Source organism: Lacisediminihabitans sp. H27-G8 (assembly GCF_046156175.1).
GTDB lineage: Bacteria > Actinomycetota > Actinomycetes > Actinomycetales > Microbacteriaceae > Lacisediminihabitans.
Genome location: NZ_JAYLVL010000002.1, coordinates 628,909 through 655,501 on the forward strand (window position 1 = coordinate 628,909; position 26,593 = coordinate 655,501).

General features: G+C 66.8%; 26 protein-coding genes and 1 tRNA gene. 11 read left to right on the top strand and 16 right to left on the bottom strand.

Going from position 1 to position 26,593, the window contains the following annotated elements; genetic code table 11:
• Positions 1–44: 44 nt before the first annotated feature.
• Genes VLI63_RS07765 through VLI63_RS07790 form a run of 6 tightly spaced genes read right to left on the bottom strand, consistent with a single transcriptional unit; the run spans position 45 to position 7,137 of the window.
• Positions 45–1,715: a protein kinase domain-containing protein gene (locus VLI63_RS07765; protein ID WP_409156270.1), complete on the bottom strand. Its 1,671-nt coding sequence runs from the start codon at positions 1,713–1,715 to the stop codon at positions 45–47.
• On the bottom strand, positions 1,712–3,148 hold the full coding sequence (locus VLI63_RS07770) for a peptidoglycan D,D-transpeptidase FtsI family protein (RefSeq protein ID WP_409156271.1): 1,437 nt from the start codon (positions 3,146–3,148) through the stop codon (positions 1,712–1,714). The genes VLI63_RS07765 and VLI63_RS07770 overlap by 4 nt, the downstream gene beginning before the upstream one ends.
• Positions 3,148–4,545 carry an FtsW/RodA/SpoVE family cell cycle protein gene (locus VLI63_RS07775; RefSeq protein ID WP_409156599.1) on the bottom strand — a complete coding sequence of 466 codons (1,398 nt, stop codon included), beginning with the start codon at positions 4,543–4,545 and terminating at the stop codon, positions 3,148–3,150. The genes VLI63_RS07770 and VLI63_RS07775 overlap by 1 nt, the downstream gene beginning before the upstream one ends.
• Positions 4,546–4,587: 42 nt before the next feature.
• Positions 4,588–5,832 carry a Stp1/IreP family PP2C-type Ser/Thr phosphatase gene (locus VLI63_RS07780; RefSeq protein WP_409156272.1) on the bottom strand — a complete coding sequence of 415 codons (1,245 nt, stop codon included), beginning with the start codon at positions 5,830–5,832 and terminating at the stop codon, positions 4,588–4,590.
• Positions 5,833–5,836: 4 nt separating this feature from the next.
• A complete protein-coding gene (locus tag VLI63_RS07785; RefSeq protein ID WP_409156273.1) occupies positions 5,837–6,415 on the bottom strand; it encodes an FHA domain-containing protein in 579 nt (192 codons plus the stop codon).
• Positions 6,412–7,137 (bottom strand): FhaA domain-containing protein, encoded by a 726-nt coding sequence (locus tag VLI63_RS07790; protein WP_409156274.1) that lies wholly within the window; start codon positions 7,135–7,137, stop codon positions 6,412–6,414. Before VLI63_RS07790 ends, VLI63_RS07785 begins: the two co-directional genes overlap by 4 nt.
• A 117-nt stretch (positions 7,138–7,254) precedes the next feature.
• On the opposite strand from VLI63_RS07790, the gene VLI63_RS07795 reads away from it, so the two are divergent.
• A tRNA-Leu gene (locus tag VLI63_RS07795) sits at positions 7,255–7,338 on the top strand.
• 117 nt (positions 7,339–7,455) lie between these two features.
• Here the strand turns inward: VLI63_RS07795 and VLI63_RS07800 are convergent.
• Entirely contained in the window at positions 7,456–8,559 is a 1,104-nt protein-coding gene (locus VLI63_RS07800; protein ID WP_409156275.1) for a YihY/virulence factor BrkB family protein, read from the bottom strand.
• A 143-nt stretch (positions 8,560–8,702) separates the two neighbouring features.
• Between VLI63_RS07800 and VLI63_RS07805 the strand changes: the two genes are divergently transcribed.
• A complete protein-coding gene (locus tag VLI63_RS07805; protein ID WP_409156276.1) occupies positions 8,703–9,533 on the top strand; it encodes a hypothetical protein in 831 nt (276 codons plus the stop codon).
• A 3-nt stretch (positions 9,534–9,536) separates the two neighbouring features.
• Here VLI63_RS07805 and VLI63_RS07810 read toward each other — a convergent pair whose 3' ends face one another.
• Entirely contained in the window at positions 9,537–10,568 is a 1,032-nt protein-coding gene (locus tag VLI63_RS07810) for an aldo/keto reductase (protein ID WP_409156277.1), read from the bottom strand.
• Between the two features lie 137 nt (positions 10,569–10,705).
• Between VLI63_RS07810 and VLI63_RS07815 the strand changes: the two genes are divergently transcribed.
• From VLI63_RS07815 to VLI63_RS07840, 6 genes are all read left to right on the top strand, one after another.
• Entirely contained in the window at positions 10,706–12,076 is a 1,371-nt protein-coding gene (locus tag VLI63_RS07815) for an NAD-dependent succinate-semialdehyde dehydrogenase (RefSeq protein WP_409156278.1), read from the top strand.
• Positions 12,077–12,193: 117 nt separating this feature from the next.
• The gene (locus tag VLI63_RS07820; protein WP_409156279.1) at positions 12,194–12,631 is read left to right on the top strand and encodes a hypothetical protein; all 438 of its coding nucleotides are present in this window, start codon (positions 12,194–12,196) and stop codon (positions 12,629–12,631) included.
• 291 nt (positions 12,632–12,922) lie between these two features.
• Positions 12,923–13,750, top strand: a complete 828-nt coding sequence (locus VLI63_RS07825; protein WP_409156280.1) for an SDR family NAD(P)-dependent oxidoreductase — start codon at positions 12,923–12,925, stop codon at positions 13,748–13,750.
• Between the two features lie 88 nt (positions 13,751–13,838).
• Entirely contained in the window at positions 13,839–14,174 is a 336-nt protein-coding gene (locus tag VLI63_RS07830; RefSeq protein WP_409156281.1) for a hypothetical protein, read from the top strand.
• A 101-nt stretch (positions 14,175–14,275) separates the two neighbouring features.
• Positions 14,276–14,710, top strand: coding sequence for a VOC family protein (locus tag VLI63_RS07835; protein WP_409156282.1), 435 nt, complete (start codon positions 14,276–14,278; stop codon positions 14,708–14,710).
• Between the two features lie 4 nt (positions 14,711–14,714).
• Positions 14,715–15,356: a winged helix-turn-helix transcriptional regulator gene (locus VLI63_RS07840; protein ID WP_409156283.1), complete on the top strand. Its 642-nt coding sequence runs from the start codon at positions 14,715–14,717 to the stop codon at positions 15,354–15,356.
• Positions 15,357–15,379: 23 nt separating this feature from the next.
• Here VLI63_RS07840 and VLI63_RS07845 read toward each other — a convergent pair whose 3' ends face one another.
• The 3 genes from VLI63_RS07845 to VLI63_RS07855 form a co-directional block, all read right to left on the bottom strand.
• Positions 15,380–16,225, bottom strand: coding sequence for a sigma-70 family RNA polymerase sigma factor (locus VLI63_RS07845; RefSeq protein WP_409156284.1), 846 nt, complete (start codon positions 16,223–16,225; stop codon positions 15,380–15,382).
• A gap of 45 nt (positions 16,226–16,270) precedes the next feature.
• Complete coding sequence (locus VLI63_RS07850; protein ID WP_409156285.1) at positions 16,271–16,507, bottom strand: hypothetical protein; 237 nt, start codon at positions 16,505–16,507, stop codon at positions 16,271–16,273.
• A gap of 104 nt (positions 16,508–16,611) precedes the next feature.
• Positions 16,612–17,028, bottom strand: a complete 417-nt coding sequence (locus tag VLI63_RS07855) for a DUF5684 domain-containing protein (RefSeq protein ID WP_409156286.1) — start codon at positions 17,026–17,028, stop codon at positions 16,612–16,614.
• 178 nt (positions 17,029–17,206) lie between these two features.
• On the opposite strand from VLI63_RS07855, the gene VLI63_RS07860 reads away from it, so the two are divergent.
• Positions 17,207–18,685, top strand: a complete 1,479-nt coding sequence (locus VLI63_RS07860) for an MGDG synthase family glycosyltransferase (RefSeq protein ID WP_409156287.1) — start codon at positions 17,207–17,209, stop codon at positions 18,683–18,685.
• Between the two features lie 22 nt (positions 18,686–18,707).
• Here VLI63_RS07860 and VLI63_RS07865 read toward each other — a convergent pair whose 3' ends face one another.
• Positions 18,708–20,885, bottom strand: coding sequence for a beta-glucosidase (locus VLI63_RS07865; RefSeq protein WP_409156288.1), 2,178 nt, complete (start codon positions 20,883–20,885; stop codon positions 18,708–18,710).
• 279 nt (positions 20,886–21,164) lie between these two features.
• Positions 21,165–21,605 carry a VOC family protein gene (locus tag VLI63_RS07870; RefSeq protein WP_409156289.1) on the bottom strand — a complete coding sequence of 147 codons (441 nt, stop codon included), beginning with the start codon at positions 21,603–21,605 and terminating at the stop codon, positions 21,165–21,167.
• A gap of 119 nt (positions 21,606–21,724) precedes the next feature.
• Between VLI63_RS07870 and VLI63_RS07875 the strand changes: the two genes are divergently transcribed.
• Together VLI63_RS07875 and VLI63_RS07880 are read left to right on the top strand one after the other, a co-directional pair.
• Entirely contained in the window at positions 21,725–22,072 is a 348-nt protein-coding gene (locus VLI63_RS07875) for an ArsR/SmtB family transcription factor (RefSeq protein ID WP_409156290.1), read from the top strand.
• Positions 22,069–22,362: an SRPBCC domain-containing protein gene (locus VLI63_RS07880; RefSeq protein ID WP_409156291.1), complete on the top strand. Its 294-nt coding sequence runs from the start codon at positions 22,069–22,071 to the stop codon at positions 22,360–22,362. Before VLI63_RS07875 ends, VLI63_RS07880 begins: the two co-directional genes overlap by 4 nt.
• A gap of 205 nt (positions 22,363–22,567) precedes the next feature.
• On the opposite strand, the gene VLI63_RS07885 is transcribed toward VLI63_RS07880, so the two are convergent.
• Genes VLI63_RS07885 through VLI63_RS07895 form a run of 3 tightly spaced genes read right to left on the bottom strand, consistent with a single transcriptional unit; the run spans position 22,568 to position 26,582 of the window.
• A complete protein-coding gene (locus tag VLI63_RS07885) occupies positions 22,568–23,752 on the bottom strand; it encodes an acyl-CoA dehydrogenase family protein (RefSeq protein WP_409156292.1) in 1,185 nt (394 codons plus the stop codon).
• Entirely contained in the window at positions 23,749–25,233 is a 1,485-nt protein-coding gene (locus tag VLI63_RS07890; protein ID WP_409156293.1) for an aldehyde dehydrogenase family protein, read from the bottom strand. Before VLI63_RS07890 ends, VLI63_RS07885 begins: the two co-directional genes overlap by 4 nt.
• A complete protein-coding gene (locus VLI63_RS07895) occupies positions 25,230–26,582 on the bottom strand; it encodes an aminotransferase class III-fold pyridoxal phosphate-dependent enzyme (RefSeq protein WP_409156294.1) in 1,353 nt (450 codons plus the stop codon). The genes VLI63_RS07890 and VLI63_RS07895 overlap by 4 nt, the downstream gene beginning before the upstream one ends.
• Positions 26,583–26,593 lie beyond the last annotated feature (11 nt).

Sequence of the window (26,593 nt, forward strand, 5' to 3'; positions counted from 1 at the left end):
CAGGACCTTGCCAGTGTAATGCGTCGCGGTTTAGCGCCCGGTGGTCACGGGGTGGTGGAGGGCGGAGCGACGGACGTCTTGGTCAGTGTGGGGGAGGAGGGCGAGGTTCCGCCGGAACAATTGGCCACGTAGGTCATCGTGTTGTTCGTGCCGAGGGTCGGCGCGAGGTCCCAGGTGAGGGTGGTCACTGTGGCCCCGACCGGGTTGGCGGGGGTGTAGGTGGAGGGGGCGCTTGCCGTGAACGTGAAATTGAGGAGCGTGGAGCCCTCGGGGCATCCGACGTAGGACGGGATGGTGACCGTCACCGTATTGTCGGGGTTGACCGTGCCTGCCGTGAGCGCGCCCGGCTGGGAGGGCGTGGCCGCGATGTCTCCGTAGAACCGCACGGTGATGGTGTCGTTCTTGCGCACATTTCCGGTGGGGTTCACGAAGTAGGCGGTGCCGACCTTGGAGGCGTCCGGTGCCGGGCTCGCATCCGGAACCATGTTCGCGGCAAGTCCGAGCGCGTCGAGCTGCGCTTGCACGTCCGCGAGCTTCTCCCCGATGAACATGGTCGGACCGATATTGCGGATGTCACTCGTGGGTGTCGGTGACGGGCTCGACGACACAGACGGTTTGGTGGCGGGCGGCGACTTGGACGGCGCCGGTGACGGATTGCCCAGCAGCGTGATCAGCGCCCCGATGAGCACGATGAGCAGGATCGCCACGAGCGCGACGAGAGGCCAGGTCCAGGGGCTGCGGGTCTTGGTGGGCACCGGTGTGGTCGGGGGTCCCGATTCCACGGAGTTGGCCGTGGTGAGCAGCCGTGTCGCCTGGGTCGCCGGGTTCTCGCGCAGGAGGGCGGGAAGCGTGCCAGCCCCGAGGATTCCGGGCACCGCGGATGCTGCACCAGCGACATCCCCGCGGCGAAGCGCCTGGGCGGCGCGAGCCAGATGAGCGGCGGATGCCGGACGATCGGCCGGGTTCTTGGCGATGCAGGCATAGACGAGATTGCGCACGGGCTCGGACACGGTGACCGGAAGTTCCGGCGGGGCCTCGTTGATCTGGGCCATGGCGATGGCGACCTGAGACTCGCCGGTGAAGGGACGCTTTCCGGCGAGGGCCTCGTAGGCCACGATGCCGAGCGAGTAGATGTCGGTGGTCGGCGAGGCCGGGTGGCCGCTCGCCTGCTCCGGCGACAGGTACTGCACGGTGCCCATCACCTGGCCGGTGGCGGTGAGCGGCACCTGGTCGGCGATGCGGGCGATGCCGAAGTCCGTGATCTTGACGCGGCCATCCGGGGTGATCAGCAGGTTTCCGGGCTTGATGTCGCGGTGCACGAGGCCGGCCGAGTGGGCGGCGTGCAGCGCGGATGCCGTCTGGGCAACGATGTCGAGCACGCGGTCGGTGGAGAGCACGCGCTCGCGTTCGAGGATGGTGGACAGGGCTTCGCCCGGCACCAGTTCCATCACGAGGTAGGCGCTGCCCTCCTCCTCGCCGTAGTCGAAGACATTGGCGATGCCCTCGTGGTTGACCAGGGCGGCGTGCCGGGCCTCGGCGCGGAAGCGCTCGAGGAAGCCGGGATCACCGAGGTATTCGTCCTTGAGGATCTTGATGGCGACAGTGCGCCCGATCACGAGGTCCGTCGCCTGCCAGACCTCGCCCATGCCGCCGATGGCGACCCGGCTGGAGAGTTGGTACCGTCCTCCGAAAGTGAGGCCACTCGTGGGTCTCATTTGCCAAGCACCGCCTCTATTACCTTTTTCGCGATTGGGGCCGCGACCGCATTGCCGAAGCTCGTTCCGTTCTCCACGACGACAGCCACAGCAACTTTCGGGTTGTCTGCGGGCGCGAAGCCGGTGAACCAGAGGGTGTATGGCTTGCCGTCGCCGTTTTGCGCTGTACCGGTTTTGCCTGCCACATCGACTCCACTAATTCTTGCATTACTGGCAGCCCCGTTGCTCACGTTGTTGATCATCAGCTGCGTCATGGTGGCACTGGTGGCCGGGGTGATCGGCTGGCTGAAGACCTTCTGCTGGAAGCGCTGGATCGGGGTGAGATCCGGTGCCGTGATCTCCTTGATCAGGGTCGGCTGCATGAGCGAACCGCCGTTCGCGATGGCGGCCGAGGTCATGGCCACCTGCAGCGGGGTGACCCGGTCCTCGTACTGTCCGAACGACGAGAGCTGCACCTGGGCGGTGTCGCCCACGTTGTAGATGCTCGGCGTGACGGCCATGGGAATCGAGAGCTTCTGGCCGAACCCGAATGCCGTGGCATATTTCTTCAACTCGTCGCCGCCGAGGGCCGCGCCGAGCTGGGCCATCGGGATGTTGCAGCTGAGACGAAGCGCATCGGCGATCGAGACGGTCGCGCCTCCACCGCAGCTGCCGCCCTCGGCATTGTTGATGTTCGTCGAGGTGCCGGTGAGGGTGAAGGTGCTGGGGTTCGGAAAGGTGTCTTCTGGCTTGTATTTGCCGCTGTCGATCGCCGCGGAGGTCGTGATCAGCTTGAACACGGATCCGGGGTAATACAGGTCGCCGGCGATCGCCCGGTTGATGAGCGGTTTCGTGGGGTCTGCGAGCAGGGCCTTGTAGGCGCTGATCACATCGGTGGAATTATGGGAGGCCAGCACGTTCGGGTCGTAAGCGGCCTTCGAGACCATGGCCAGGATGGCCCCGGTGCGCGGATCGAGCGCGACCACGGAGCCGGAGTTGGTGCCGAGGGCATCCCAGGCGGCCTGCTGGATCTTGGGATCGATGGTCAGGGAGACAGAAGCACCCTTGGGGGTCTGGCCCGTGAGGATCGAATTGACCTTGTTGAGGAACTGGTCGTTCGCGGTGCCGCTGAGGTAATTGTTCAGGGCGCCCTCGACGCCGGTATTGCCCTGGTTGAGGGTGAAGTATCCGGTGGCGGCGGAATAGAGCTGCGGATTGCTGTAGACGCGCTGGAACTTGTATTTGTCGGCGACCGGCTTGGATTCGGCGATCGCCTGGCCATCGACGAGGATCGGGCCCCGCTCGGCCGAATAGCTGTCATTGAGGGTGCGCACATTGCGGGTGTCCGCGTTGAGCGAGTCCACCTGGAACACGGTGATGATCGTGGTCGAGGTGAACAACGCGAGGAACATGAGCATCACCGCGATGGTCACGCGTTTGAGCTGCCGATTCATCACTCCACCACCAATTGCGGTTGATTGCGCACGCTGTCGGAAAGCCTCAACAGCAGTGCGGCGATGATCCAGTTGGCCACGAGCGATGATCCGCCCGCCGCGAGGAACGGGGTGGTGAGGCCGGTGAGCGGAATCACCCGGGTCACTCCCCCGAGGACGATGAACACCTGGAGCGCGATGACGAAGGAGAGGCCGACGCCGAGCAGGCGACCGAAATCATCCTGTCCGGCAAAACCGATGCGGAATCCTCGGGACACGAAGAGCAGGTAGAGGGCGAGGATGGCGAACAGGCCCGCCAGTCCGAGCTCCTCACCGAGGCTCGCGATGATGTAGTCGCTCTCGGCGAGAGGCACGATTCCGGGGCTGCCCTGCCCCCAGCCGGTGCCGATCAGGCCGCCGTGGGCGAGACCGAAGATGCCCTGCACGAGCTGGTAGCTTCCGCCCGGCGCATCGTAGATCTTCGGGTTGAAGGCATCCAGCCAGGAACTGAATCGACCGCCGACATAACCGAGCAGCTGGCTGGCGATCAGGGCGCCTCCGACGAACAGCACGAGACCGAGGATGACCCAGCTGAGGCGTCCCGTCGCAACATAGATCATCACGAGGAACAGGCCGAAGAACAGCAGCGCGGTGCCGAGGTCGCGCTGGAAGACCAACACGGCCATCGCGGCGAGCCAGATCACGAGGATCGGGCCGAGGTCGCGCACCCGCGGAAAGCGCATTCCGAGAAACTTGCGTCCGACGAGGGACAGGCTGTCGCGCGCGGTCACGAGGTAGCCGGCGAAGAAGATGGCCAGGGCGATCTTGGCGAGCTCTCCGGGCTGGAAGTTGAAGCTGCCGAAGCGGATCCAGAGCCGGGCGCCGTTGATCGTCTGGCCGATCCCCGGCAGCATGGGCATCAGCAGCAGCACGATCCCGACGAACATGGCGATGTAGCGGTAGCGCTGCAGCACCCGGTGATTGCGGATGATGATCAGCACGGCCAGCGCCAGCAGCATCGCCAGTGCCGTCCAGGCGATCTGGCGCACGCCGGCAGCCTCCCAGCCCGACTGGTTCTTGCCGATGTCCAGCCGGTAGATCTCCGCTATGCCTAGGCCGTTGAGAAGGGTGATCACGGGGAGGATGAAAGGATCCGCCTGCGCCGCGACGAATCGCAGCGCCACGTGGATGACGAGGGTGATCACGCCGAGTCCCGCCGCCAGTGCGAGAACCGGGCCCTGCACCGCGCCGAGGGTGCCGAGCTCGACCAGGGCGATCGACGATCCGACGACGGCGAACGCGAAGAGCAGGAGGGCGAGTTCGAGGTTGCGGAGCTTCGCCGGAACGCGCAACTTCAGGCGGATCGTGTTGGTGAAGGTCGACAGCGCTCCGGTATCCGTCGCTGCGGGCGCGGGCATCCCGATCTGGGCGGTGCCCTCGGTGCTGGTCATGACAGTGCTCTACTTGCTGGCATTTGTCAGTCGTTTGATGATCGCCTTCGCGTCGGCGAGATCGGAGGCGCTGATGGTGTCGACGACCGTCTTGCGGGTGTAGCTCGGCAGGTCTTCGAGCCGCACGCTGGTCTCGGAGTAGATGCTGTGCAGGGTGATCGGCCCGAGATCCTGCTGGATGCCGCGGTAGATGGCCACGGTCTGGCCGTCGGCGCCCACGTAGTACAGCGACTGCGACCAGCGATAGCCGACGAAGAGAGCACTGGCGAGCAGAGCGACGATCACGATGATTCCCACGAGCCAGGTGATGCGCCGACGGCGGGCGCGGCGACGGTCCTCCAGGATCAGCTCGTCGAGATACTCATCGGATTCCGGTTCGAAGTGACTGTCTTCGTGCGCCTGCGTCGACTTGAGCGGATGCAGCAGCAGGGTGGGCAGACGAAGCGGGCGACGGCCCGACTCGCCCTCGAAGGTGAGGGGGGAGGCGGCGGATCCGACGATCATGACCGGTGACGACGCGGATTCGCCGGTCTCGTCGATGTCGACGATCACGACCGTGACGTTGTCGGGCGCGCCCTGGTCGAGGCTCTCCTTCACCAGACGGTCTGCGGCATCCCGCACCACGGCCTGGGTCGTGAGTGTGTGCTCGATCTTGTCGTCGGAGACGTAACTCGAGAGGCCGTCGGAGCAGAGCATCCAGCGGTCCCCGGGGAGCACATCGAACACCGTGGTGTCGATTTCGGGGGTGGCATCCACATCGCCGAGCACGCGCATGAGCACGGACCGGCGGGGGTGAACGGCCGCCTCTTCCGGCGTGATGCGCCCGCTGTCGACGAGACGCTGAACGAAGGTGTGGTCGGCGGTTATCTGTTTGAGCGTTCCATCCCGCAGGAGGTAGATGCGGGAGTCGCCGATGTGAGCGATGGCCACCTGCGAGCCTGATCGCAGGATGGCGCTCACCGTCGTGCCCATGCCGGTGAGTTCCGGATGCTCGAACACGGTCTCGGCGAGCATGGTATTCGCCGCGCTGAGTGCCGACTGCAGGGCGAACTCCGCATCGGCGGCCGAGGCATACTGCCGGTCGGCCTCCATCACGCGTTTGAGCGCGATCGCCGAAGCGACGTCACCGCCGGCGTGGCCCCCCATACCGTCGGCGACGACGAAGAGCTGCGTGCCCGCATAGCCGGAGTCCTGGTTGTTCGCCCGGATCTTTCCGACGTGCGAAACGGCCGTGCTCTTGCCCGATGTGGCCATTCACCTACCGCCGAAGTTCGAAACTGGTCGTACCGATCCGAACCGGAGTATTGAGCGGTACCGGTGTGGGAAGTGTGACCCGAGTGCCGTTGAGGAACGTGCCGTTGGTCGAGTCTAGGTCCTGGATCACCCAGTCCTCGCTCCACAGCATGAGGCGCGCGTGGTGCGTGGACGTGTAATCGTCGCGGATGACGAGACCGCTCTCGCTTGATCGGCCGATGGTCAGAGGCTCCTTGGGCAGGCTGAGTTCGAGGCCCTCCTTCGGCCCGGAGGTGATGACCAGCCGGGTCGCGACGAGAGACGAGTTGCCCTTGCCTGGCTGCACGTCGAACGCTTCGGTGGCGTCGGAGGCGTCGGAGGCGGTGCCGGCGCTCCAGGCGGGAGCGGGCGCCACCGGCGGCGCGACGGCGGAGGCGACGAAGGGCTGGCTTGCGACGGCAGCTCCGGATGCGACATCCGCGGGCAACCGGCGCACCCGCTGTCCGAACAGGTCGGTGCGCAACGCGTAGACGACGGCGAAAACGAAGGCCCAGAGGATGATCAAGAACCCGAATCGCAGAAGAAGAAGGGTGAGTTCACTCATCGCCGACCGCCGACACCGTCGTCGCCGGCACGGAGATCGGAGAACTGGTCAGCCGACGCTGATTGGGCGAGCACCCGGAACACGATACGGGTTCTTCCGATGTTGATGACGGAATCGGGGGCGAGTGGCGCTTTGTGCACCGGCGCGTCGTTGAGTTGTGAGCCGTTGGTGGATCCGAGGTCGTTGACCTCGGCGCGGGTGCCATCCCAGAGGATCTCGACGTGCTTGCGCGAGATGCCGGTGTCATCCACGGTGATGTCGGCGTCATGGCCACGCCCGATGATCGTGCGGCTCTTCACGATGGGGTAGCGCTTGCCCGCGACATCCAGCACCGGCGTCCAGGCGACGGTGCCCTTGACGCTCACCGAGTCGATGCCGAGCACGCCCTGCGTCAGGGTGCTGTCTTCGGCGAGCGTGATGCTGATGCCGCCGGAGAACTGGTAGTGCTGGGCCGCGGCGTGCTGTTGGACGAGTCGACTGAGTTCGTCTACGAGCGTGGGGCCGATGGCGGTCATCTTGGCGTAGTCGGCGCTGGAGAGGCGAACCGTGAACCGATTGGGCACCAGGATGCGGTCACGCGCGACGACCGCGGCCTTGGTGTCGAGCTCGCGGCGAAGCGCGGAGGTGATCTCGATCGGTTGCAGGCCGGACTTGAAGGTCTTGGCAAACGCCCCGTTGACGGCGCGCTCCAAACCCTTCTCGAAGCTGTCCAGCAGGCCCAACGTTCTCCCTCATCACTGTGCGAGCATGTAGGTCGATGTTAGCCGCACGGCCTGTGCCGCGCCTTCCACCGCCCGGCTCATCCGGCTCGCGCCCGCTGTGGTAATGTCGCTAAGTCTGCGCGAGTGGCGAAATTGGCAGACGCGCACGGTTCAGGTCCGTGTGCCCGTGAGGGCATGGGGGTTCAAGTCCCCCCTCGCGCACAACAGGGCGAAAGGCCATCGGATATCCGGTGGCCTTTCGTCGTTCCGCCGAGTGGTTCGCCGGGTGGTTCGCCGTCCGCTTCGCGATCGCGGCTACGTCGAACCCGGAAGGGTAGCTCAGCCGCGGTGCCGGATCCACTCCAGCACGGAGCGGACTGCAGTGCGGAGGCGATAGGTCAGGGTGTCGGTGCGGTGTGGAAGAGGCTCTCCGTCTCGCAGCAGTGCCCCGAGCTGTTCGTCGACCTTCGCCGTGCGTTGGGCGAGGTCGCTCGCTGTCGTGTCTCGCGTCGGGAGCTGGAGTTGCCCTTCGGCGCGGATGCCGGCCTGGAGCTCCCGCCCACGCTCGAGTTCGGTATTGAACTCGGCTCCGAACAGAAGCGCGACATTGACGAGGAACAGCCAGACGAAGAAGATGATGACGCCGGCAAGAGCGCCGAAGGTGCGGTTGTAGCTGGCGAAGTTCGCAAGGTAGAACGCAAAGCCTCCCGATGCGGCGCCGAGCAGGCTGATGGCGAGAATTGCGCCCGGGCTCAGCCAGCGGAATCGTGGCTGGTGGATGTTCGGCGTCGTCGCGTAGAGCACCGTCACGATCGTGATGACCGCTGCGACGAGCACCGGCCATTTCGCAATGTCCCACACGGTGACAGCGGTGTTACCCACGCCGAGCGCGCCCCCGAGAGCGCGCAGAATCGGTCCCGATGCTGCCACGATGATCGCGATGATCAAGATCAGGATGACGAGGAATACGGTGACGGCGAGTTGGGCTGGCTTGCGCTTCCAATAGGGGCGCCCCTCGGGCACCTCGTAGATCCGGTTCATCGCCCGGCTGAAGGCACTCACATAGGCGGAGGCGGACCACAGCGACGCGATCACGCCGGCAATCAGGGCGAAGCTCGCCGTGGAGGTGGTGGCGATGTCGGTGAGAGGCGTGCGCAGCACATCGACGACGGGACCCGGCGCAACCTGGTTGAGCAGGAACAGCAGGCGATCGACAGTGCCCGGTCCGTCTCCGAAGACCCCGATCAGGGACACGGTCGCCAGAGCTGCGGGGAACACCGAGAGTACAGAGAAGAACGTAAGTCCCGCGGCCGCATCGATGCCGCCATCCTGCACGAATTCGTGGAGGGTGCGACGCGCCAGGTACGCCCAGGTCTGCTTTCGGAGCTGGGTGGGCCACGATGCTTTAACCGCATCATCCGGGGGCGGCGGATTTGTGGTCATGACTCACGCTATCCCGCGTGAGCGTCAACAGGCACTTCGGGTGTTCCCGCGGTCTCCACGACGGGCGCCGGGCGCGGCGCGAGCAGCAATTTCGGCGTCCTGTAGGTTTCCAGCATGCGCGGTGACATCCAGTGAGGGTTTCCGTGGCCGCTCGCGCTGCGATCGTGTTCGCCGCAGCACTCCTTCTGCTCCTCAGCGGATGCTCGGCCGCACCAGCGCCGAAGCTCTCGGTCGCGCTGTTCCAGAACCGCGCCGACTATGCGACCCGCAGCCTGCAGGTCGAGATCACCAATCGCGGAGACGCGGATGTGGTCATCACTGCCGCCACCTTCACCTCCGCCTTCTTCGAGGGCTCCGGCACTGCCCGACACCTGCCTTACACCCTGGTCGCCGGCACGACCACGGACTTTCCGGCCACCGTTCCGCCTGCGGTCTGCGAGGGCCCGGACACCAAGCCGACCGCCACGATCCACGTCACCCCCAAGGGCAGTGCCCCACTCGTCGTCACGAGCACACCGAAGGTGCCGTTCAACTCGCTCGGCGCGCTGCACGCCCAGGACTGCGGCCAGCAGGCCTTCGAGAAGGTGGCGAGCATCACCCCGGCACCGCACCTGCGGTTCGAGACGCGGGATGGCACGGAGCTCGCACTCCTCGACGTCACCATCACCCCGACGGGGGCCGCCGGCACTGTGACGCTCGTGTCCACCACCGGCACCACGCTACTGATCCCGACGGAGGGTGAGGTGCGTGCGCTCGGGATCACCTTCAGTGCGGCGAGCGCCCCGACGGTCCTCACCCTCGACTTCGTGCCGTCCCGGTGTGGAACCCACGTGATCTCCGAAGACAAGATCGGCACTCTCATCCCCTTCCACGCCGTCGCGGGCGATTTCGAGGACGCCTACTTCCGGGTCGCGGTCTCCCCCGTGGTCAAGGCGGAGTTCTACGACTGGGTGGGGCGCTACTGCGGGCAGTAGCCCTCAGCGCCCACCCTCGAGATTGCGATTGCGCTGGGCCACCCCGGCTACGCCATAGGGATAGTCGTCGGCACGGGGTGCGCTCGCCGCGGTGAGGCTGTCGAGTTGCTCGGGAGAGAGCTTCAGGTCGACGGCGCCCATGTTGTCGGTGAGTTGGGCGACAGTGCGCGCCCCGAGGATCACCGAGGTCACCGAGGGGTGGGCTGCGAGCCAGGCGAGCGCGACCTGCGAGGAGCTCGCGCCGTGGGCATCCGCAACCGACTTCAGTGTGTCGATGATCGTCCAGGTCTGCTCGCGCGCGTTGCGCTGCTTCCAGGCCTCCATGCCGCGCTCGGGATTCTCCCCGAGGCGCGTTGCGCCGGTGGGCGCCTGGTCGCGCACGTACTTGCCGCTCAGCCAGCCGCCGCCGAGGGGCGACCACGGCAGCAGTCCGATGCCCGCGTCGAGGGCCGCCGGCACTACCTCGTGCTCGATGTCACGCACCAGGAGGCTGTATTGCGGCTGCAGGGTGACGGGTGGCGCCCAACCATGGGCCTTCGCCACGTGCACGGCCTTGGTCAGCTGCCAGCCGAGGTAGTTGGAGAAGCCGTAGTAGGCGATCTTGCCCTGCCCGATCGCATCGTTCAGAAATCCGAGGGTCTCCTCGATCGGGGTGAAGGCGTCCCACGCGTGCATCTGGTACAGGTCGATCTGTTCCACCCCGAGGCGGCGCAGGGATGCGTCGAGCGCGCGCCCGAGGTGGCGACGGCTGAGACCCAGGTCGTTGGGGCCGGTACCCATCGGGAAGCGTCCCTTGGTCGCGATCACGACCTGCTCACGCTCGGTGGGGTGTGAGGCGAGCCAGGAGCCGATGATCTCTTCCGAGGCGCCGGAGCTGTAGACATCCGCGGTGTCGATGAAGGTGCCGCCGGACTCGAGGAAGGAGTCGAGAATGAGGTGGGATGTTGCCTCGTCGGCCTCCGCGCCGAAGGTCATGGTTCCGAGGGCCTGCGCTGACACGACAGTGCCGCTGTTTCCGAGTGTGCGAAATTCCATACTTTCGACGGTAGTCCCGATCTGGCGGGGCGCTACCCCGTCTGCAGAGCTCCGCCCGATCCCGTAGATTTCTTCTTAGGTTTCGTTAGCCCGATGTGGTGCACGGGCCGGCCGCGAACACAGATCGAGGAGCACTCATGAGCGAGTACGTCGTCACCAATCCCGCCACCGGAGCACGGGGAGCCGTCTTCCCGCCGGCGACCGATGCCGAGTTGGATGCCGCCCTCGGTTCCGCCGACACCGCGCACCGCACCTGGTCACGCACGAGCACCCTCGCCGAGCGCACGGCCCTCGTGCAGAGGGTCGCCGAACTGCACGTCGAGCGTCGGGAGGCGCTCGCCGAGATCATCGTGCGCGAGATGGGCAAGCCGCTCGACCAGGCCCTCGGCGAGGTCGATTTCAGCGGAGCGATCTACTCCTACTACGCCGAGAACGGCGAGAAGTTCCTTGCCGACGAGCAGATCGACCTTCTCGACGGTGAGGGCAGCGCGTTCGTGCGCCGGTCATCCCTCGGCGCGCTTCTCGGCATCATGCCGTGGAACTTCCCCTACTACCAGGTGGCCCGCTTCGCCGGTCCGAACCTGGTGCTCGGCAACACCATCCTGTTGAAGCATGCGGGGCAGTGCCCGGAGTCGGCGGCCGCCATCGAGCAGATCTTCCACGACGCCGGGTTCCCCGAGGGCGCTTACGTCAACATCTACGCGTCCAATGAGCAGATCGCCGAGCTGATCGCGGATCCGCGCCTCGTCGGGGTCTCTCTCACCGGTTCGGAGCGCGCCGGCGCGGCTGTCGCCGAGGTGGCGGGCCGCAACCTGAAGAAGGTCGTTCTCGAGCTCGGTGGGTCGGACCCGTTCATCCTGCTCAGCACCGACGACATGGATGCCACGGTCGATGCCGCCGTCTCCGGCCGCATCGACAACAACGGCCAGGCCTGCAACGCGGCCAAACGATTCGTCGTACTCGACGACCTGTATGAGGACTTCCTCGCCCGCTTCACCGCGAAGCTCACCCATCCGACTCCGTCCGACCCGATGGCGGATGGCACGGTGCTCGGTCCGCTGTCGTCAGCGCTCGCCGCAGACCGCCTCGACGAGCAGGTAGACCGGGCGATCGCCCAGGGCGCGACCGTCGTCGCTCGTGGCGACCGCAGCGGCACCTACTTCCCGTCGGTGGTGCTCACCGGGGTCACAGCGCAGATGGATGCCCACCACGAGGAGTTCTTCGGCCCTGTCGCCATCGTCTACAGCGTGCCGGATGAGGCCGCGGCTGTCGCTCTGGCGAATGACACCCCGTTCGGGCTCGGTTCTTACCTGTTCTCAACGGACTCCGAGCAGGTGCTGCGTGTCGCCGACCAGATCGAGGCCGGCATGGTCTTCGTCAACGGCGTGGGGCTCGACAGCCCGGAACTGCCCTTCGGAGGCATCAAGCGCAGCGGGTTCGGCCGCGAGCTCGGGCGCTTCGGCATCGAAGAGTTCGTGAACCGGAAGATGATCCGCATCCTCAAGTAGCGCCCGGCCTCTTCTGGTTGCGACTGCGGGGTGGGCTGCCCCGGCTGGCAGCTCACCGGCGGTCTCGTTTGTCGACTATGCCTGGTGGTCACGGATCTATCGGCCTAGGGTGAGCACATGAGTGGTACTCGTGTGAGCGACGCGGAGAACGAGGCATCCCGCGCGGCTCTGCTGGCCGCGGCGGACAATGCCAGGCTCCGGCGGCGCATGGCCGCACGGCTCACCCTCCTGATGGGTTTGGTTCTCGTCGCCGGTTCGCTGTTGCTCTGGCCGCGGGGCCTGTTCGGGCTCGGGAACACCGAGCCAGAGCTTTCCGTCACCCTGATCGTGTCCGGATCGGTGCTCCTGCTTCTTGGCATCGTCGTGATCGCGTGGTCCGTTCGCAGGCTCTCGCGGCTGCGGAACAACTACAACTCGACCGGTAAACCAGACTCGGGATTCGTGTTCCAGCCCGATATCGGTCTTCCCCAGATCGGGCAGGGGCATGGTGGCCCGATGGATGCCAGCGCGGCGCTCTTCGCCAATCCACACAAGGTCAATAACGGCCGTCGCTAGGCAGTGGAGACAGTCGGCCGGAGAATCGTTCGCACCCGGATGCTCGAGGAGAGTTCGCGTAACGTGGTGCGGGTGGCCGACCTGACGGTAAGGGCACGAGGGGTTGTCCCGGAGACGGGTTCGAGAAGGTCAGGAAGTAGACCTCCCCGTGACGCCACACTCTTCGCCGCGAGACGAGCCATCCGGGAATTCTGCCCGCTGTCTCCCGTTGTCTTGGAGAGGCCTCGCGAGGGCGATCGGGAAGCTCCGATCGCCGTGATGCGCGGGGAACCGAAGGAAAGAAGCCTGATCATGGATCGTGCCAACCTGGACCTCACCGACCGCAACGGAATCATCACCGGCGCGGGCCAAGGGATCGGACGCGCTCTCGCGCTCGAATTCGGTCGGCGCGGGGGCCATCTCCTTCTCGTCGGCAGGCAGGAGCAGACGCTCTCCGAAACGGCGCGGATGGTCGCCGCCGAGGGCGGAACCGCCGACATCCTGGTCGAAGACCTCACCCGGGATGGTGCCGTGGAGCGCGTCGCGGCTGCGGTCGCATCGTGGAGCGTCGTCGATCTGCTCGTCAACAATGCGGGGAATGTGCGTGCCGGCAGGCTCGAACTCACCAGTAACGCGGACGTTCATTCGATGATCGACCTGAACCTCACCACTCCGATTCTTCTGACAAAGGCATTGCTCCCCGCACTTCGACGCTCCGCCGCGGACCGCGGCAGCATCCTGCTCAATATCGCCAGTGGCATTGCGCTCGTCGGCATGCCGTTCTACTCCGTCTATGCGGCCACCAAGTCCGGAATCGCGCAGTTCGGCGAATCGCTTCGGCGGGAGGTGTTCGGCAGCGGCGTGCACGTCGCCACCGTCTATCCCGGCGCAACCGACACGGCGATGATGACCTCGCAGAGCGCCGGAGCAGAACTCGGCTGGGAGCGTCGCTCCCTCGAGGACGTCATCACCGATGTCATCGCGGCACTGGAGGCCGGCGAGCACGAGATCAACACCGCGCCCGAGAGTCGCCGCGCGGTGCAGCAACTCAACATCACCGACCCCCTGGCCGTGGATGCCTCGATCGCCCCGAACCTCGAGGCGCTCGAGCTCGCCGTGCGAGACCACCGCAGCATCTGAGCTCCGCTGTAGCGAGGCAGCCCACCCGCGTCAAGGCATACCCGAAATTGCGTTTCGGGATGATGATGAATTGGTGACGCACGAACTGATGACACCCGAAAGTACTCTCAAACGCATCATGTGGACGGGCACCGCGTGGTTCGCTGTCGCGGTCGGCGCGTCGGCCGTGACTCTGGGCTTGCTGCTGGGCAGCGGATGGCGCCCCGCGGTGCTGGCCAAAGGCCTGGCCGTGTTGTGGTGGGTCGGAGCCGGGGTGGTCGCTCTGTCCATCGGCCTGATCGGGTGGTCTGGATGCCCGGTGCTGGAGGTCGATGTGCCGACCGCCGACCGGAACAAGAGCCGCACCATGCAACTGGGAACCATGATGTTCATCGTCGGCGGGACGGCGGCGATGCTCGCCGTGCTGCTCGGTCCCGCTCGGTAGGCGGGGGCGGAAACCGTCGCCGGGGATGGCCATTGACAGGACACTTGTTTTTTGCAAGTGTTACCTCACCCCGCAGTCGGGACCCAGCGAAGGAGATCACGATGCCCACGATGTTCGTCAACCTGCCGGTGACCGACCTGGAGCGCGCGAAGGCGTTCTACACGGCGATCGGATTCACCATCAACCCGCTCTTCACCGATCACAACGCGGCCTGCGTCGTCGTCGAGGAGGACCACAGCTACTTCATGATCCACGTGCGCGAGTACTTCCAGACCTTCACCGACCTGACGATCGGGGATCCGGCGGTGAGCCCCACGGCATCCGTCGCGATCTTCCTCGATAGCCGGGAGGCGGTCGATACGGCCGTCACCGACGGACTCGCTGCGGGCGGATCGGAACCCCGCCCGGCCTCGGACTACGGCTTCATGTACCAGCGGGGTGTCAACGATCCCGATGGGAATTCCATCGACTTCGGGTGGATGGATCCGGTCGCCGCCGCACAGGGCCCCGAGGCCGCCCTCGGCCAGCAGGGCTGAGGGCATGGCCGCACGTGACTACGGGCAATACGGCGGAATCACCCAAGCGTTGGAGCTCGTGGGTGAACGCTGGGCTCTGCTCATCGTTCGCGACCTGCTTGTCGGGCCGCGCCGGTATGGCGAGCTCGCTGCGGGGCTGCCGCGCATCCCGAGCAACATCCTCGCGGCGCGACTCAAGGAGCTGCAGGCGGCGGGCATCCTGCGCCGGGTGCCCCACTCCCGTGTCATCGTCTACGAGCTGACTGCGTACGGCCGGGAGCTCGAGCCGGTCGTGCTCGCACTCGGCGCCTGGGGGTTCAAGACCCTGGGTGATCCGCGGGAGGAGCAGATCATCACCCCCGATTCGATGACAATGGATCTGCGCACCGCCTTCCGCCCAGAGGTGGCGGCGAGCCTGCCGTCGACTGCCTATTCGGCGCGACTCGGTGCTGCGGAGTTGCTCATCCGGGTGCACGGATCCGCCCTCGACGTGAGCCGCGGGGACGGGGTAGCCGACCTCGCCTTCTCCGCCGGATCGGACATCCGTCGGCTCATCTCCGGCGAGCTGAGCCCGCATCGCGCGATCCAGACTGGTGTGGTCGAGGTGCTGCGCGGCCGAGGCGAGCTCCTCGACCGCTTTGCGACCACGTTCCATCTGGCCGCCTGAGCCTGAGGGTCGCCGCCTGCCGGTCACACTCGCTGCTGGCCTGTGCGACGCTGCACCCGGGCCAGGAGCGCCGGGTCCGCTCGGAAGTCGATGCGCGTGACCTGCCCCTTATCGATGCTGAAGTCGAAGACGACCTTCGGTTCGCCGAGATGGATCCAGGCCGCCGCCGCGCGCTCCGCGACATAGACGGGAAAGGCGGCCTTCGCCGCGCCATTGAAGAACGTCGCGACCCGTTCTCTCCCCTCGATGTGTTCGGGGGTTCCCAGGGCAATCGCTGCGGGATCGCCGCGCACGATGACATCCGGAGCGAGGAGCTCGAGCAAGCGGGCGAATTCGCCGTTCCGGGCCGCGGCCAGGAAGGCGTCCACCACCTGCCAGTCGGCGTGCCCGTCCGGTTGCTCCAACGGGGTCGTCGACAGCGACAGCTTGCTGCGCGCCCGGGATGCCAGCTTGCGGGAGGCCGCCGGAGTCTGCCCCAGGATCTCCGCGATCGTGGCGAAGGGGAACCCGAAGTTGTCGTGAAGCACGAAGGCGACGCGCTCGGGGGGAGTCAGCCGATCGAGAAGCACCTGCAGCGCAACTCCGACGGTTTCGGCGAGAGCCATCTCCTCGGACGCGTCGGGTGTGGTCTCGGCGGCCTCGACCAGCGCTAGGGGCAGGGGGATGCGGGCGCGCAGTCGATCCAGACACAGGCGGGTCGTCACCGTCGTCAACCACCCCGCGAGGTTGTCGATGTCGCCCTCGGCCGCATTCATCCGCAGCCACGCGGTCTGCACGACATCCTCGGCTTCGTGGGGGTCACCGAGCACCCGCCCGGCGACCCTCAGCAACCGGGGTCGATGCCGCTCGAATTCGTCGGTCTGGTCCACGATGGTCCCCATCCTCATCGGTCTGCGGCAGGGTCGAGGCTCAACCTAGTCCTCTGGCAGGGCGGCGAACGCTTTCTTGGTTCCGGAATACCAGTCCATCGACTGCTTCGGATGCTTCCATCGATTCTTCATGGCCTCGCGCGCCTGCTCGTGGGTGGCGTCCCCGTCCTTCATCGCCTGCTTGAGGTGGCGGTCCTGGTCTTTGATCACCTGGTCGGCGGTCTCTGCGCTCAGCTGATGATCACACGGGCCGCCCAGCTGTCGACAGGTCATGGTTTTCATCGGTGTTGTTCCCATTCGCTCGATTGCACGGGGTTGCGGAGTGCAGCCCCTATCTAGATGACGATTCGCGAGGGAGAAGTGTGACCGACGCTCCCGCTCTCCGACTAAACGGGCTGGGCAGTCTGATTGCCGATTTTGCCGAGGAATCCGGATCGGCCGTAGCCGATGATGAAGTACCCGAGCGGTGACAGCAGCCACAACAGGAGCACGCTGAACGCCGTGCTCCTGCCGAATGCGCGACCGCAGCCGATGGCCACGACACAGCCGATGACGATGTTCACGAAGGGGATGACATACAGGAGAGTCAGGGCGCCATGAAGGCCCGCGATCTTGACCAGGAGATAGACGCTCACCACGGGAATCAATGCAGACCATCCCGCGAGACCCGCCTTTGTGAAGACCGGCCAGAGCGCGACCGCCGTGAGCACGGAGAGGCCCAGGCTGATCAGGAGGGAAGCGCCGATGTAGTTGCCGGCGTTCTGGGCTGAGGTCAGCTCGCCGATTGCCCGGAGATCAAACATGAAGTCCTCTCGATTGTGAGTGCTTTCCCGGTAGCTTAGTCGCGGACACAAGGGGCGGATCATGGAGCCGGCCCACAGAAAGGGACCCGCGACGAGACGCCGGGTCTCATCATCATCGGCGTTCCGTTACCCAGCGACCGGTCGATCCTGCGCGGGTGCGGCGAGCTACCATCACTTCATGCGCAGTACGTCGGCCGGGGGCTCCACCACAGTGGGAGGAGAGCGCGTGCTGATTCTCTCGGCCGGGGTGGGATCGGGGCACAACAGCGCGGCGGCGGCGCTGCAACAGGCCTGCCTCTGGCGTGACGATGTGGCCGAAGTGCACGTGCTCGACGTGCTGCAGGAGAGCAGCGTGCTGTACCGCGACCTGCTGGGAAAGGGCTATTTCGTTCTCGTGGAGAACCTGCCGTGGCTGGTCGAGTGGGCGTACGACATCAGCGATCCGCCGTTCCGTCGGCGCGGCCCGATCGACCCCTGGACCCGAGCGAACGCACTTCCGGTGGTCGCTGCCATCAAGAAGTTCCGACCGACCGCGATCGTCAGCACCCATTTCCTGCCGGCCCAGTTGCTCGCGTCGTTACTACTCCGCGGCACGATCGACGCGAAGACCGCCATCGTCACGACGGACTACGACTTCCAGGGCCTCTGGCTTACGAGTGCCTTCCACGCGCTCTTCGTCGCGAGGGAGGAGGGGAGGGTACAGCTCACCTCGCTCGGCTTGCCTCCCGACCGCGTCGCCGTCACCGGCATCCCGATCGGGGCTCAACCGCAACCGGTGCCGGCACGCGACCCTGAGGCACCGCCGATGCTGCTGATCTCCGCTGGCGCGGCCGGTGGCGACTACGCCGTCGCGGTGGTACGGCAGACACTGCACATCCGTTCCCCGTTCACGGCCACGATCGTGTGTGGACGAAACGATGCGCTGCGGCAGCGCGTCGAGCAACTCGTCGCTCCAGCCGGCGACCGCTACCGCGTGCTCGGATACACGGCGGAGATGCCGCAGCTGTTGAGCCGCGCCGACCTGTTCGTGGGCAAACCGGGCGGGCTGTCGGCCTCGGAGTGCATGGCCGCCGGGCTTCCCATGGTGCTCGTGAACCCCATCCCGGGGCAGGAGGTGCGCAACGGGGACTACCTGATGGAGCAGGGGGCAGCGGTGCGCTGCAATTCCACCGCCACCATCGGCTGGAAGATCGATGAGCTGCTGCGAGAGCCGGGGCGGCTCGAGCGGATGCAGGAGGCGGCGAGGCGGATCGGTCGCCCCGACGCGGCCACGGACGTGCTGAGCGGTCTGCTCTCCGGGCCATCCCGTCCGTTGATCGTGACGCGCGCCGCGCAGAAGACGATCCTCGCCGCGAGCGAGCAGCGTCAGATCGCCAGCGACCTGAGGGGACCGAGCTCCCTGGTGCGCCTGATCGACCGCGCCACCGACAGCACGGTCTCGCTGATGCAGGCCGAGGAACTCGTCGACCTGGAAAAGCGGTACGCCGACGCCGATGGAAACCTGGTTCTTCGGCGCGACGACACGCGAGTGTCGTTCCGATGGGAGGCTCGGCGTCTGCTCCGCAGCGTGCTGCGCCGCGATGATTCGCTCCCGGTGCGCGTGGAAGGGCTCGCGGCAGATCCTTCTGCCCGTGTCGATGGCGCGCCGGTCGGTTGACACCGGCAGCGCGCCCCCGTGGTCATCCGGTCTCGGCGGTGTCCCGGTCGGCGGCTCGGTGCAGCTGACGTGCGCCCTCCCAGCCGCCGGGGCTGTGCTGGGCCGCGAGAACGACCCAATCGCCCGGGCTGGCCGACCACCGGTGAGTCTCCGGATCGCGTTGCAGCGTCGGTCCGGCATCCAGCTCGACACTCACGGTCGTCTCCGCACCAGGCTGCAGCGTGACCTTCCGGAAGCCCAGAAGCTGAGCCACCGGCCTGCGAAGCGAGACGTCCGCCGCATAGACCTGCACGACGGTCGAACCGGCGCGGCCGCCGGTATTCGTGACGAGTACCCGCGCGGTTCCGCCCGTATCGTCGAAGCTGAAGTCGAGAAGCCGGTGCTCGATCGTCGTATAACCCAAGCCGAACCCGAAGGAGAAAGCGGCGGCGTGACCCTCCTCGTCGAGCAGGCGCTGGCCCCATCGGTCGTCGTATACGACGGACTTCGCCGCGCTGTCCCAGGCGGGGAGGTGGGCGAGATCCGTCGGAACGACGAACGGTAGGCGCCCCCCGGGCTCCACGGCACCGGTCAGCACGCTCGCGAGGGCGTGTCCGCCCTCCATCCCGCCGTACCAGGCGAGGAGGAGAGCAGGCACGCGATCGTGCCATTCCTCGGTGAGGATCGCACTTCCGCCGATCAGCACCACGACGGTGCGAGGGTTCGCGGCCACGACCGCGTGGATGAGGCGAATGTCGGCCGGTCGAAGGTCGAGCGAGCTGCGGTCGCCCCCTCGTACGAAGTGCGATGCCAGGTGGGCCAGTCCGATGAGAAGCCGACGGAGCGGACCGGAGCCGAAAGCCCGGCCGAGCACGCCCACATCCACTCCGCCGGTGACAACAGACTCGCCCTCGTCGTGCTGGTCAAGGCCGACGACGAGGATCACCGTCTCCGCAGACGCGGCAACGGCCGCGGCTGTTCGAGCGTTCTTGCCGGAGTCGGTGGTGATCCGCACCCCCGGAAGCGCCTGCCGGAGGCCCTGCAGTGGGGAGACCGTTGTGGGGGGGCGAACGCGGGACGAGCCATGATCGCCGAGGTTCGCCCGTGCGGCCAGTCGGCCGATCACTGCAAGATTCCGCATGCCGGGATCCAGGGGCAGCAGTGGTGCCGTATCCGCCGCCTCGTTTTTGAGCAGCACGATCGACTCCGCGGCGACTCGATAGGCGAGGTCCCGGTGGGCCGGTGAGGCGATGAGGGCGGCGCTGGGCTCCGTCATCTCGCGGGTCGCGGCATGCAGCACAGTGGTGCGCAGGATGCGGCGCGCGGACTGCTGGACTGTCGCGCGGGCCAGGGCTCCCGACCGCAGCGCTGCCGGCAGGGCACGGGCGCGCAGCAGTCGCAATGGCATCTCCACGTCCATCCCCGCTTCCAGGCTGGCGACCGCATCATGGGTGCCGAACACCCAGTCGCTCGTCACGAACCCCGGGAAGCCCCACTCGTGTCGCAGCACATCGGTGAGCAGGGCACCGTTGACGTCCATGTATTCGCCCCGCACCCGGTTGTAGGCACTCATCACGGAGTCGGCTCCGGCATCCAGCACCGCCTTGAAGTGCGGCAGGTACACCTCGTGCAGGGCGTGGTCGTCGACCGACACGTCGACCTCGAAGCGCTCGTTCTCCATCGAGTTGAGCGCGAAGTGCTTCACGCACGCCATCACGTTCACGCGGAGGCCCCGGGTCATCGCGGATCCCATCCGGCCCGTGAGCACCGGATCTTCTCCGTAGCACTCCTGCGCTCGGCCCCACGCGGGGTGGCGGAGAAGGTTGACGCACACGGAGGCGGCATAGTTCGCGCCCCGTGCCCTGGTCTCCAGGCCGATCGCGAGGCCGACTCGCTCCTCCAGCTCCGGATCCCAGGTCGCGGCCCGCGCCATCGTCACGGGGAAGGCCGTGGAGGCGCCGATGACAACACCGCGGGCGCCGTCACTGAAACGGATGCCCGGGATGCCGAGCCGCGGGACGGCACCGGCGACGAACGGTCGCCGGCCGAGCAGCACCGGGATGAGCGGCAACAGGCGCCGAGGGGAGTCCCCGTCGAGCAGCCCGAGCACTTCTCTCACCGTCATCCGGTCGATCAGCTCATCCGCGGCGTCATCCGGGTCGAGCTCGCCCGCCCGCACCGCACGGACCGCATCACCGTAGGCGTTGCGCTCAGCCCTCATCGCGCGCGTCGATCGAGGGCCGGCGCTTCACTGCTTCTGCGATGTTGCCGCCCCACGCCCCGTGACCATCCCATGACTCGATTCTTCACCCTGCGGCTGCGCGACAAAGACACCGCGACCAAGACACCGCCACAATGACACCGCCACAAAGACACTGGGACGACGACACCGCGAGAACGACCGCGCGAGAACGAACGCGCGACAGTGAAGGTGCGACTGCGACCGCGCGACCACGACACCGCAACCGCGCGCCTTGCCGGGCACGCGACCGTGCATTCGCTAATCGAGACAGAACTCGTTGCCCTCGGGGTCGTGCATCGTGATGAACCCGGTTTCCCCCGTCGCGCCATCCGGCTCGACCCGATAGGCGCGAGTCGCACCGAGTGTTGCGAGGCGATCGGCTTCGATCTCCAGGGCGTTCATGCGTTCATCGCCCTCGAGCCCCGGCGCCGCTCGAACATCGAGGTGTACGCGATTCTTCGCGGTCTTCCCCTCGGGAACGCGTTGGAAGAACACCCGGGGATGGGATCCTTCAGCAGGAACTATCGCCGAGCGCGAGTTCCATTGGTCGCGGGGAACGCCGAATGCGGTGAGGGCCGCGTCCCACGACTCGAACCCGGGCGGCGGCGGTTGCAACTCATACCCGAGCGCTTCGGCCCAGAAGAGCGCCAGCGCACCGGGATCAGCGCAATCGAAGGTGATCTGCACTTCCTTCGTCATCACCCCAGCCTGCCAGAGGGCCCCGACAATCGTCTCGCGAGGGTGCCCGCTTCCGCTCTCTCGAGCCATCAGGCTCGCTTTCCCTTGACATTCAATCGTTTGGTTGAATAATTGACACTGTGACCCCTACAGTGACTCAGACTTTCGCCGCCATCGGTGATCCGATCAGATCGACGATCGTCGACCGGTTGGCGAGCTCGGATGCGACGGTCGGCGAGCTCGTCGCGCTCTTCGAGATCTCCTTCCAGGCCGTCTCGCAGCATCTCGATGTGCTCGAACGCGCCGGCTTGCTCACGCGTCGGCGAGAGGGACGCACACGGAGGGTCCAATTGGTTCTCGAGCCGCTCGAGGAGGCGCTCACGTGGATGGAATCACGACGAGACCGCCTCGAGCAGCGCTATGCGCGCCTCGATGACCTTCTCGACACACTCAGCGATTCGACCGATACCCCAGAGGAGAGACCATGAACACGCACGACATCCGCCAGCCGGGACTCACCGCCCACACCCGAATTGGCGAGCAGAGCATCTTTCACCGTCGGGAGTTCGCGGCATCGGCCGAGAAGGTGCAGCGTGCCCACACCGAGGCGGATCTGTTCTCCCAGTGGATGGGGCCTCACGGCACGACAGTGCGCATCGAGCGTTTCGATGCGACCTCGGGGGGTTCGTTCCGCTACGTCGTGGAGTCCGCAACGGGCAGTTGGGCATTTCGAGGCTCGTACCATCTGGTCACTCTGGGTCTCATCGTGCACACCTGAGAGTATGAGGACGAGCCCGGCGCCACCCTCGAGACGCTGCGCTTCGTCGCGCTGGGACCCGATTCCAGCGCACTGGAGGTGACCTCCACCTACACGTCGAAAGAAGCGTGCGACGCGATGCTCGCGTCCGGAATGGATTCCGGAATGGACGAGGACTTCGAACGCCTGGATGCCGTGCTGGGGCACGCCCTGGCCTGAGGCGCAATCAGCGGAACGCGGGGATCCCGGTGATGTGGTTGCCGATGACGAGGGTGTGGACTTCGTCCGTGCCCTCGTAGGTGCGCACGCTCTCGAGGTTGTTGGCATGGCGCAGCGGCGAGTAGTCGAGGGTGATGCCGTTGCCGCCGAGCATGGCACGGGCATCCCGGGCGATCTGGATGGCCTCGCGGCAGTTGTTGAGCTTGCCGATCGAGATCTGGTGCGGCTGCAGCTTTCCGGCATCCTTCAGGCGACCGAGCTGAAGCGCCAGCAGGGTTCCCTTGTTGATCTCGAGGGCCATGTTCACGAGTTTCTCCTGCGTGAGCTGGTAGCCCGCGAGCGGCTTGCCGAACTGCAGACGCTGCGCGGAGTAGTCGAGGGCGGCCAGGTAGCTGTCGCGGGCGGCGCCCATCGCCCCCCAGATGATGCCGTACCGGGCCTCGTTGAGGCACTCGAAGGGACCGCGCAGACCCTTCGCCTTCGGCAGCATGGCCGAGGCGGGAAGGCGCACCTCCGCAAGCTCGATCTCGCACTGGATGGAGGCGCGCATAGACAGTTTCTGGGGGATGACGGTCGCGGTGAACCCGGCCGTGCCGGTGGGCACGAGGAAGCCCCGGATGCCGTCATCCGTCATCGCCCAGATCACGGCGATATCGGCGATCGAGGCGAGCCCGATCCAGCGTTTGGTGCCGTTGATCACCCAGTCGTCCCCGTCGCGCCGGGCGAACGTCGTCATGCTGCCGGGGTCTGAGCCGGCCGTGGGTTCGGTGAGCCCGAAGCATCCGATGGCCGTGCCCGCTGCCATGCGCGGCAGCCATTCCTGCTTCTGCTCCTCAGAGCCGTGCTTGTGGATCGCTGTCATCGCGAGCGACCCTTGAACGCTCACGAAGGTGCGCAGGCCAGAGTCGCCGGCCTCGAGTTCGAGGGCTGCGATGCCGTACTCCACCGCGGAACGGCCCGGGCAGCCGTAGCCGCTGAGATGCATGCCCAGCAGGCCAAGCTCCGCGAGGCGAGGGATGATGCTGGTCGGAAACTCCGCTGCGTCGTACCAGCCGGCGATGTGCGGCTTGATCTCCGCGTCGACGAAGGCTCGCACTGTGCTGCGCAACTCGAGTTCCGAGTCGCTGAGCAGCGAGTCGACGTCGATGAGGTCGGAGGTCTCGGGCACGGGGGTTCCTTCGGTCGGGGTCATTCGCACGGTACCAGTCGCCCATTCAGGCGACGGGGCAGGTTCCAGGGATTCTGCGGCTGCAGCATGAGCGGAAGCTGGATGGATGTCGCGTTCTGCAGGCTCACCGGGCGCACGAACCGGGCGAGGCCGGCGGCGCCGACGCTCGTGGCATCCGGGCGCGAGGTGGCGGGCCAGGGGCCGCCGTGCTGTTGCGACCAGGTCGTGGCCACTCCGGTTGGCCAGGCGTTGACGGCGACGCGCCCCACCCGCTGGGCGAGCTGCGCGATGGCCGCTACGGCATCCTCATCTCCTTCGGCGCCGCTGAACACCGAGCCGGCGAGCGATGGCTGGAGGCGATCGAGGGCGGCGAGGGCGTTGGCCACAGTGCCGTATTCGGCGACGACGGCGACCGGGCCGAAGCACTCGTCGAGCATTCGGGAGCCGGGCGCGAGTTCGTCGAGGGATGCCGAGATCACGCGCGGAGCGACCTCGTAACCGGCGGGCTGCGGTTCGGGAGCGGTGTGGGGGTCTAGCTCGGCGAGACCGCTGCGGTAGGCAGCGGCGATGCCGGCGGTGAGGAGGGGCGCCGAGGCGACTCGCGCGACGGACGCGGCGATCGAGTCGACGAAGCCGTGACCGGCCGGCACGAGAATGAGGCCGGGCTTGGTGCAGAACTGTCCGGCTCCCAGCGTGAAGGAGTCGACGAAGCCCCGGGCGATCACGTCGCGGTCGGTGGCTGCCGCGGGAGTGACGAACACCGGGTTGACTGTGCCCATTTCCGCGAAGACGGGGATGCCGCGGCGCGTGCCGCGCTCGACGAGCGCCATGCCCGCCTGCTGGCTGCCGGTGAACGCCACCGCGCGAATGAGGGGAGAGTCGACGAGCTGAAGGCCGGAGTCGAAGCCGACCACGACGTCGAAGGTGCCCTCAGGAGCGCCGGCGGCGGCCAGCGCATCCCGCACCACCTGGGCGAGACGCACGCTGAGCCGCGGATGAGCGGGGTGCGCCTTCACCACCACCGGGCAGCCCGCCGCCAGGGCGCTCGCCACATCGTGTCCGAAGATGCCGAAACCGAAGGGGAAGTTGCTTGCGCCGAAGACGCCGACCACCCCGACGGGGAAGTTTCCGCGCACGATCGAGGATTCGCCATCGAGGTCGTCGCGGCTCACGGCGAGGTAGCTTCCCTCGCGGGCCACCGCGCCGTAGAACCGGGCGCTCGCGGCCATGCGTGCCAGTTCGCCCTCGAGGCGGGCGAGCCCGAGCCCGGTCTCGGACCGGGCGAGATCGACGAGTTCAGCGGAGGCCGCGAGCACAGCGGCGGCGGCGGCGGCGAGCCAGCCCTCGCGGATCGCCGGACTGAGGGTCGCCAGCACGGGGGCCGCCCCGTTCGCGCGGCGCAGGATGCGGGAGACGTCGTCCGCTGTCGAGTGCGGTACCGCGCCGGTGCGCTCGCCGGTGTGGGGGTCGAAGCTGGCGTCCTCCGCAGTCGCCGTCAGCGTCATGCCGCGGCGCCCTGCTCCTCGATGGCGGCAGTGAGCACCTGCAGGCCGTCCTCGAGCAGTTCGGTGCCGATGACCAGAGGGGGGAGCAGGCGGATGACGTTGCCGAAGGTGCCGCAGACCAGCACGAGCACACCCGCAGCATGACAGGCGGCGGCGACTGCCTTGGCGACATCCGGGCGGGGCGCGAGGGTGCCGGGATCGGCGAATTCCACCGCGAGCATCGCACCACGGCCCCGCACTTCGGCCACGACGGGCACGGAGTCGAGAAGTGGTTCGAGGTGGGAACGCGAGATGCTTTCGATGGCAGCCGCGTTGGCGAGAAGCGATCCGTCCGCGAAGGCCTCGAAGACCCCGAGCGCGGCAGCGCAGGCGAGCGGGTTGCCGGCGTAGGTGCCGCCGAGGCCACCGCTGGGCACCGCGTTCAAGAGTTCCGTTCGACCCGTCACGGCCGAGAGCGGAAGGCCGCCGCCGAGAGCCTTCGCGGTGATGATCAGGTCGGCGACGACGCCCTCGCTCTCACTGGCGAAGAGGGTGCCGGTGCGGCCCATGCCGGCCTGGATCTCGTCCATGACGAAGACGATGCCGTGGGCATCCGCGATCGCCCGCAACCCGGCCAGGAAGCCCTCGGCCGGAACGAGGAAGCCGCCCTCGCCCTGGATCGGTTCGATGACCATGGCTGCGAAGGTCTCTGGTCCGTTTTCGGCGAGTATCGCCTCGACGGCGGCGAGCGCTTCGGCTGCGGCATTTTCGGCACCGCTCGGCCAGCGCAGGGGTGCGGCATTCGGGGCGCGGAAGATCTGCTCGGGAAAGGGCCCGAAGCCCTGTTTGTACGGCTTCTCCTTTGCCGTCATCGCCATGGTGAGAAGGGAGCGACCGTGGTACGCCTCGTCGAAGACCAGCACGTTCGGGCGTCCCGTGAAGGTCCGCGCGATCTTGATGGCGTTCTCCACAGCCTCCGCGCCGGTGGAGAACAGGGCGGTGCGCTTGTCGAAGGTGCCGGGCGTGTGGGCATTCAGCCAGCGACAGACCTCGGTGAATCCCTCGTACTCGGTGACCATGAAACAGGTGTGGGTGAAGCGATCGAGTTGCGCGGCGACGTGCGCCTGCACGAAGGCGTTCGTCGCGCCGACACTCGTGACCGCGATCCCCGAGGCGAAGTCGATGATGCGGTTGCCGTCGACATCCTGCAGGATGCCGCCCTCGGCGCGGTCGATGAAGACCGACAGGGCGGCGCCGAACGCGCTCGTCACCTGGCTGTCGCGGTGCTCCTGCAACTCCCGGGATCGCGGCCCGGGAATCGAGTGAGCGATGTGACGGGACTGGAGCACGGGGGCGAGAGGAGTGGCCATGGGGCCACGAT

Excerpts from the sequence above, each read along its gene's own strand:
- VLI63_RS07765 (WP_409156270.1), bottom strand. The coding sequence starts at position 1,715 with ATGAGACCCACGAGTGGCCTCACTTTCGGAGGACGGTACCAACTCTCC.
- VLI63_RS07770 (WP_409156271.1), bottom strand. The coding sequence starts at position 3,148 with ATGAATCGGCAGCTCAAACGCGTGACCATCGCGGTGATGCTCATGTTC.
- VLI63_RS07775 (WP_409156599.1), bottom strand. The coding sequence starts at position 4,545 with ATGCCCGCGCCCGCAGCGACGGATACCGGAGCGCTGTCGACCTTCACC.
- VLI63_RS07780 (WP_409156272.1), bottom strand. The coding sequence starts at position 5,832 with ATGGCCACATCGGGCAAGAGCACGGCCGTTTCGCACGTCGGAAAGATC.
- VLI63_RS07785 (WP_409156273.1), bottom strand. The coding sequence starts at position 6,415 with ATGAGTGAACTCACCCTTCTTCTTCTGCGATTCGGGTTCTTGATCATC.
- VLI63_RS07800 (WP_409156275.1), bottom strand. The coding sequence starts at position 8,559 with ATGACCACAAATCCGCCGCCCCCGGATGATGCGGTTAAAGCATCGTGG.
- VLI63_RS07810 (WP_409156277.1), bottom strand. The coding sequence starts at position 10,568 with ATGGAATTTCGCACACTCGGAAACAGCGGCACTGTCGTGTCAGCGCAG.
- VLI63_RS07815 (WP_409156278.1), top strand. The coding sequence starts at position 10,706 with ATGAGCGAGTACGTCGTCACCAATCCCGCCACCGGAGCACGGGGAGCC.
- VLI63_RS07820 (WP_409156279.1), top strand. The coding sequence starts at position 12,194 with ATGAGTGGTACTCGTGTGAGCGACGCGGAGAACGAGGCATCCCGCGCG.
- VLI63_RS07825 (WP_409156280.1), top strand. The coding sequence starts at position 12,923 with ATGGATCGTGCCAACCTGGACCTCACCGACCGCAACGGAATCATCACC.
- VLI63_RS07830 (WP_409156281.1), top strand. The coding sequence starts at position 13,839 with ATGACACCCGAAAGTACTCTCAAACGCATCATGTGGACGGGCACCGCG.
- VLI63_RS07835 (WP_409156282.1), top strand. The coding sequence starts at position 14,276 with ATGCCCACGATGTTCGTCAACCTGCCGGTGACCGACCTGGAGCGCGCG.
- VLI63_RS07840 (WP_409156283.1), top strand. The coding sequence starts at position 14,715 with ATGGCCGCACGTGACTACGGGCAATACGGCGGAATCACCCAAGCGTTG.
- VLI63_RS07850 (WP_409156285.1), bottom strand. The coding sequence starts at position 16,507 with ATGAAAACCATGACCTGTCGACAGCTGGGCGGCCCGTGTGATCATCAG.
- VLI63_RS07855 (WP_409156286.1), bottom strand. The coding sequence starts at position 17,028 with ATGTTTGATCTCCGGGCAATCGGCGAGCTGACCTCAGCCCAGAACGCC.
- VLI63_RS07860 (WP_409156287.1), top strand. The coding sequence starts at position 17,207 with ATGCGCAGTACGTCGGCCGGGGGCTCCACCACAGTGGGAGGAGAGCGC.
- VLI63_RS07865 (WP_409156288.1), bottom strand. The coding sequence starts at position 20,885 with ATGAGGGCTGAGCGCAACGCCTACGGTGATGCGGTCCGTGCGGTGCGG.
- VLI63_RS07870 (WP_409156289.1), bottom strand. The coding sequence starts at position 21,605 with ATGACGAAGGAAGTGCAGATCACCTTCGATTGCGCTGATCCCGGTGCG.
- VLI63_RS07880 (WP_409156291.1), top strand. The coding sequence starts at position 22,069 with ATGAACACGCACGACATCCGCCAGCCGGGACTCACCGCCCACACCCGA.
- VLI63_RS07885 (WP_409156292.1), bottom strand. The coding sequence starts at position 23,752 with ATGACCCCGACCGAAGGAACCCCCGTGCCCGAGACCTCCGACCTCATC.
- VLI63_RS07890 (WP_409156293.1), bottom strand. The coding sequence starts at position 25,233 with ATGACGCTGACGGCGACTGCGGAGGACGCCAGCTTCGACCCCCACACC.
- VLI63_RS07895 (WP_409156294.1), bottom strand. The coding sequence starts at position 26,582 with ATGGCCACTCCTCTCGCCCCCGTGCTCCAGTCCCGTCACATCGCTCAC.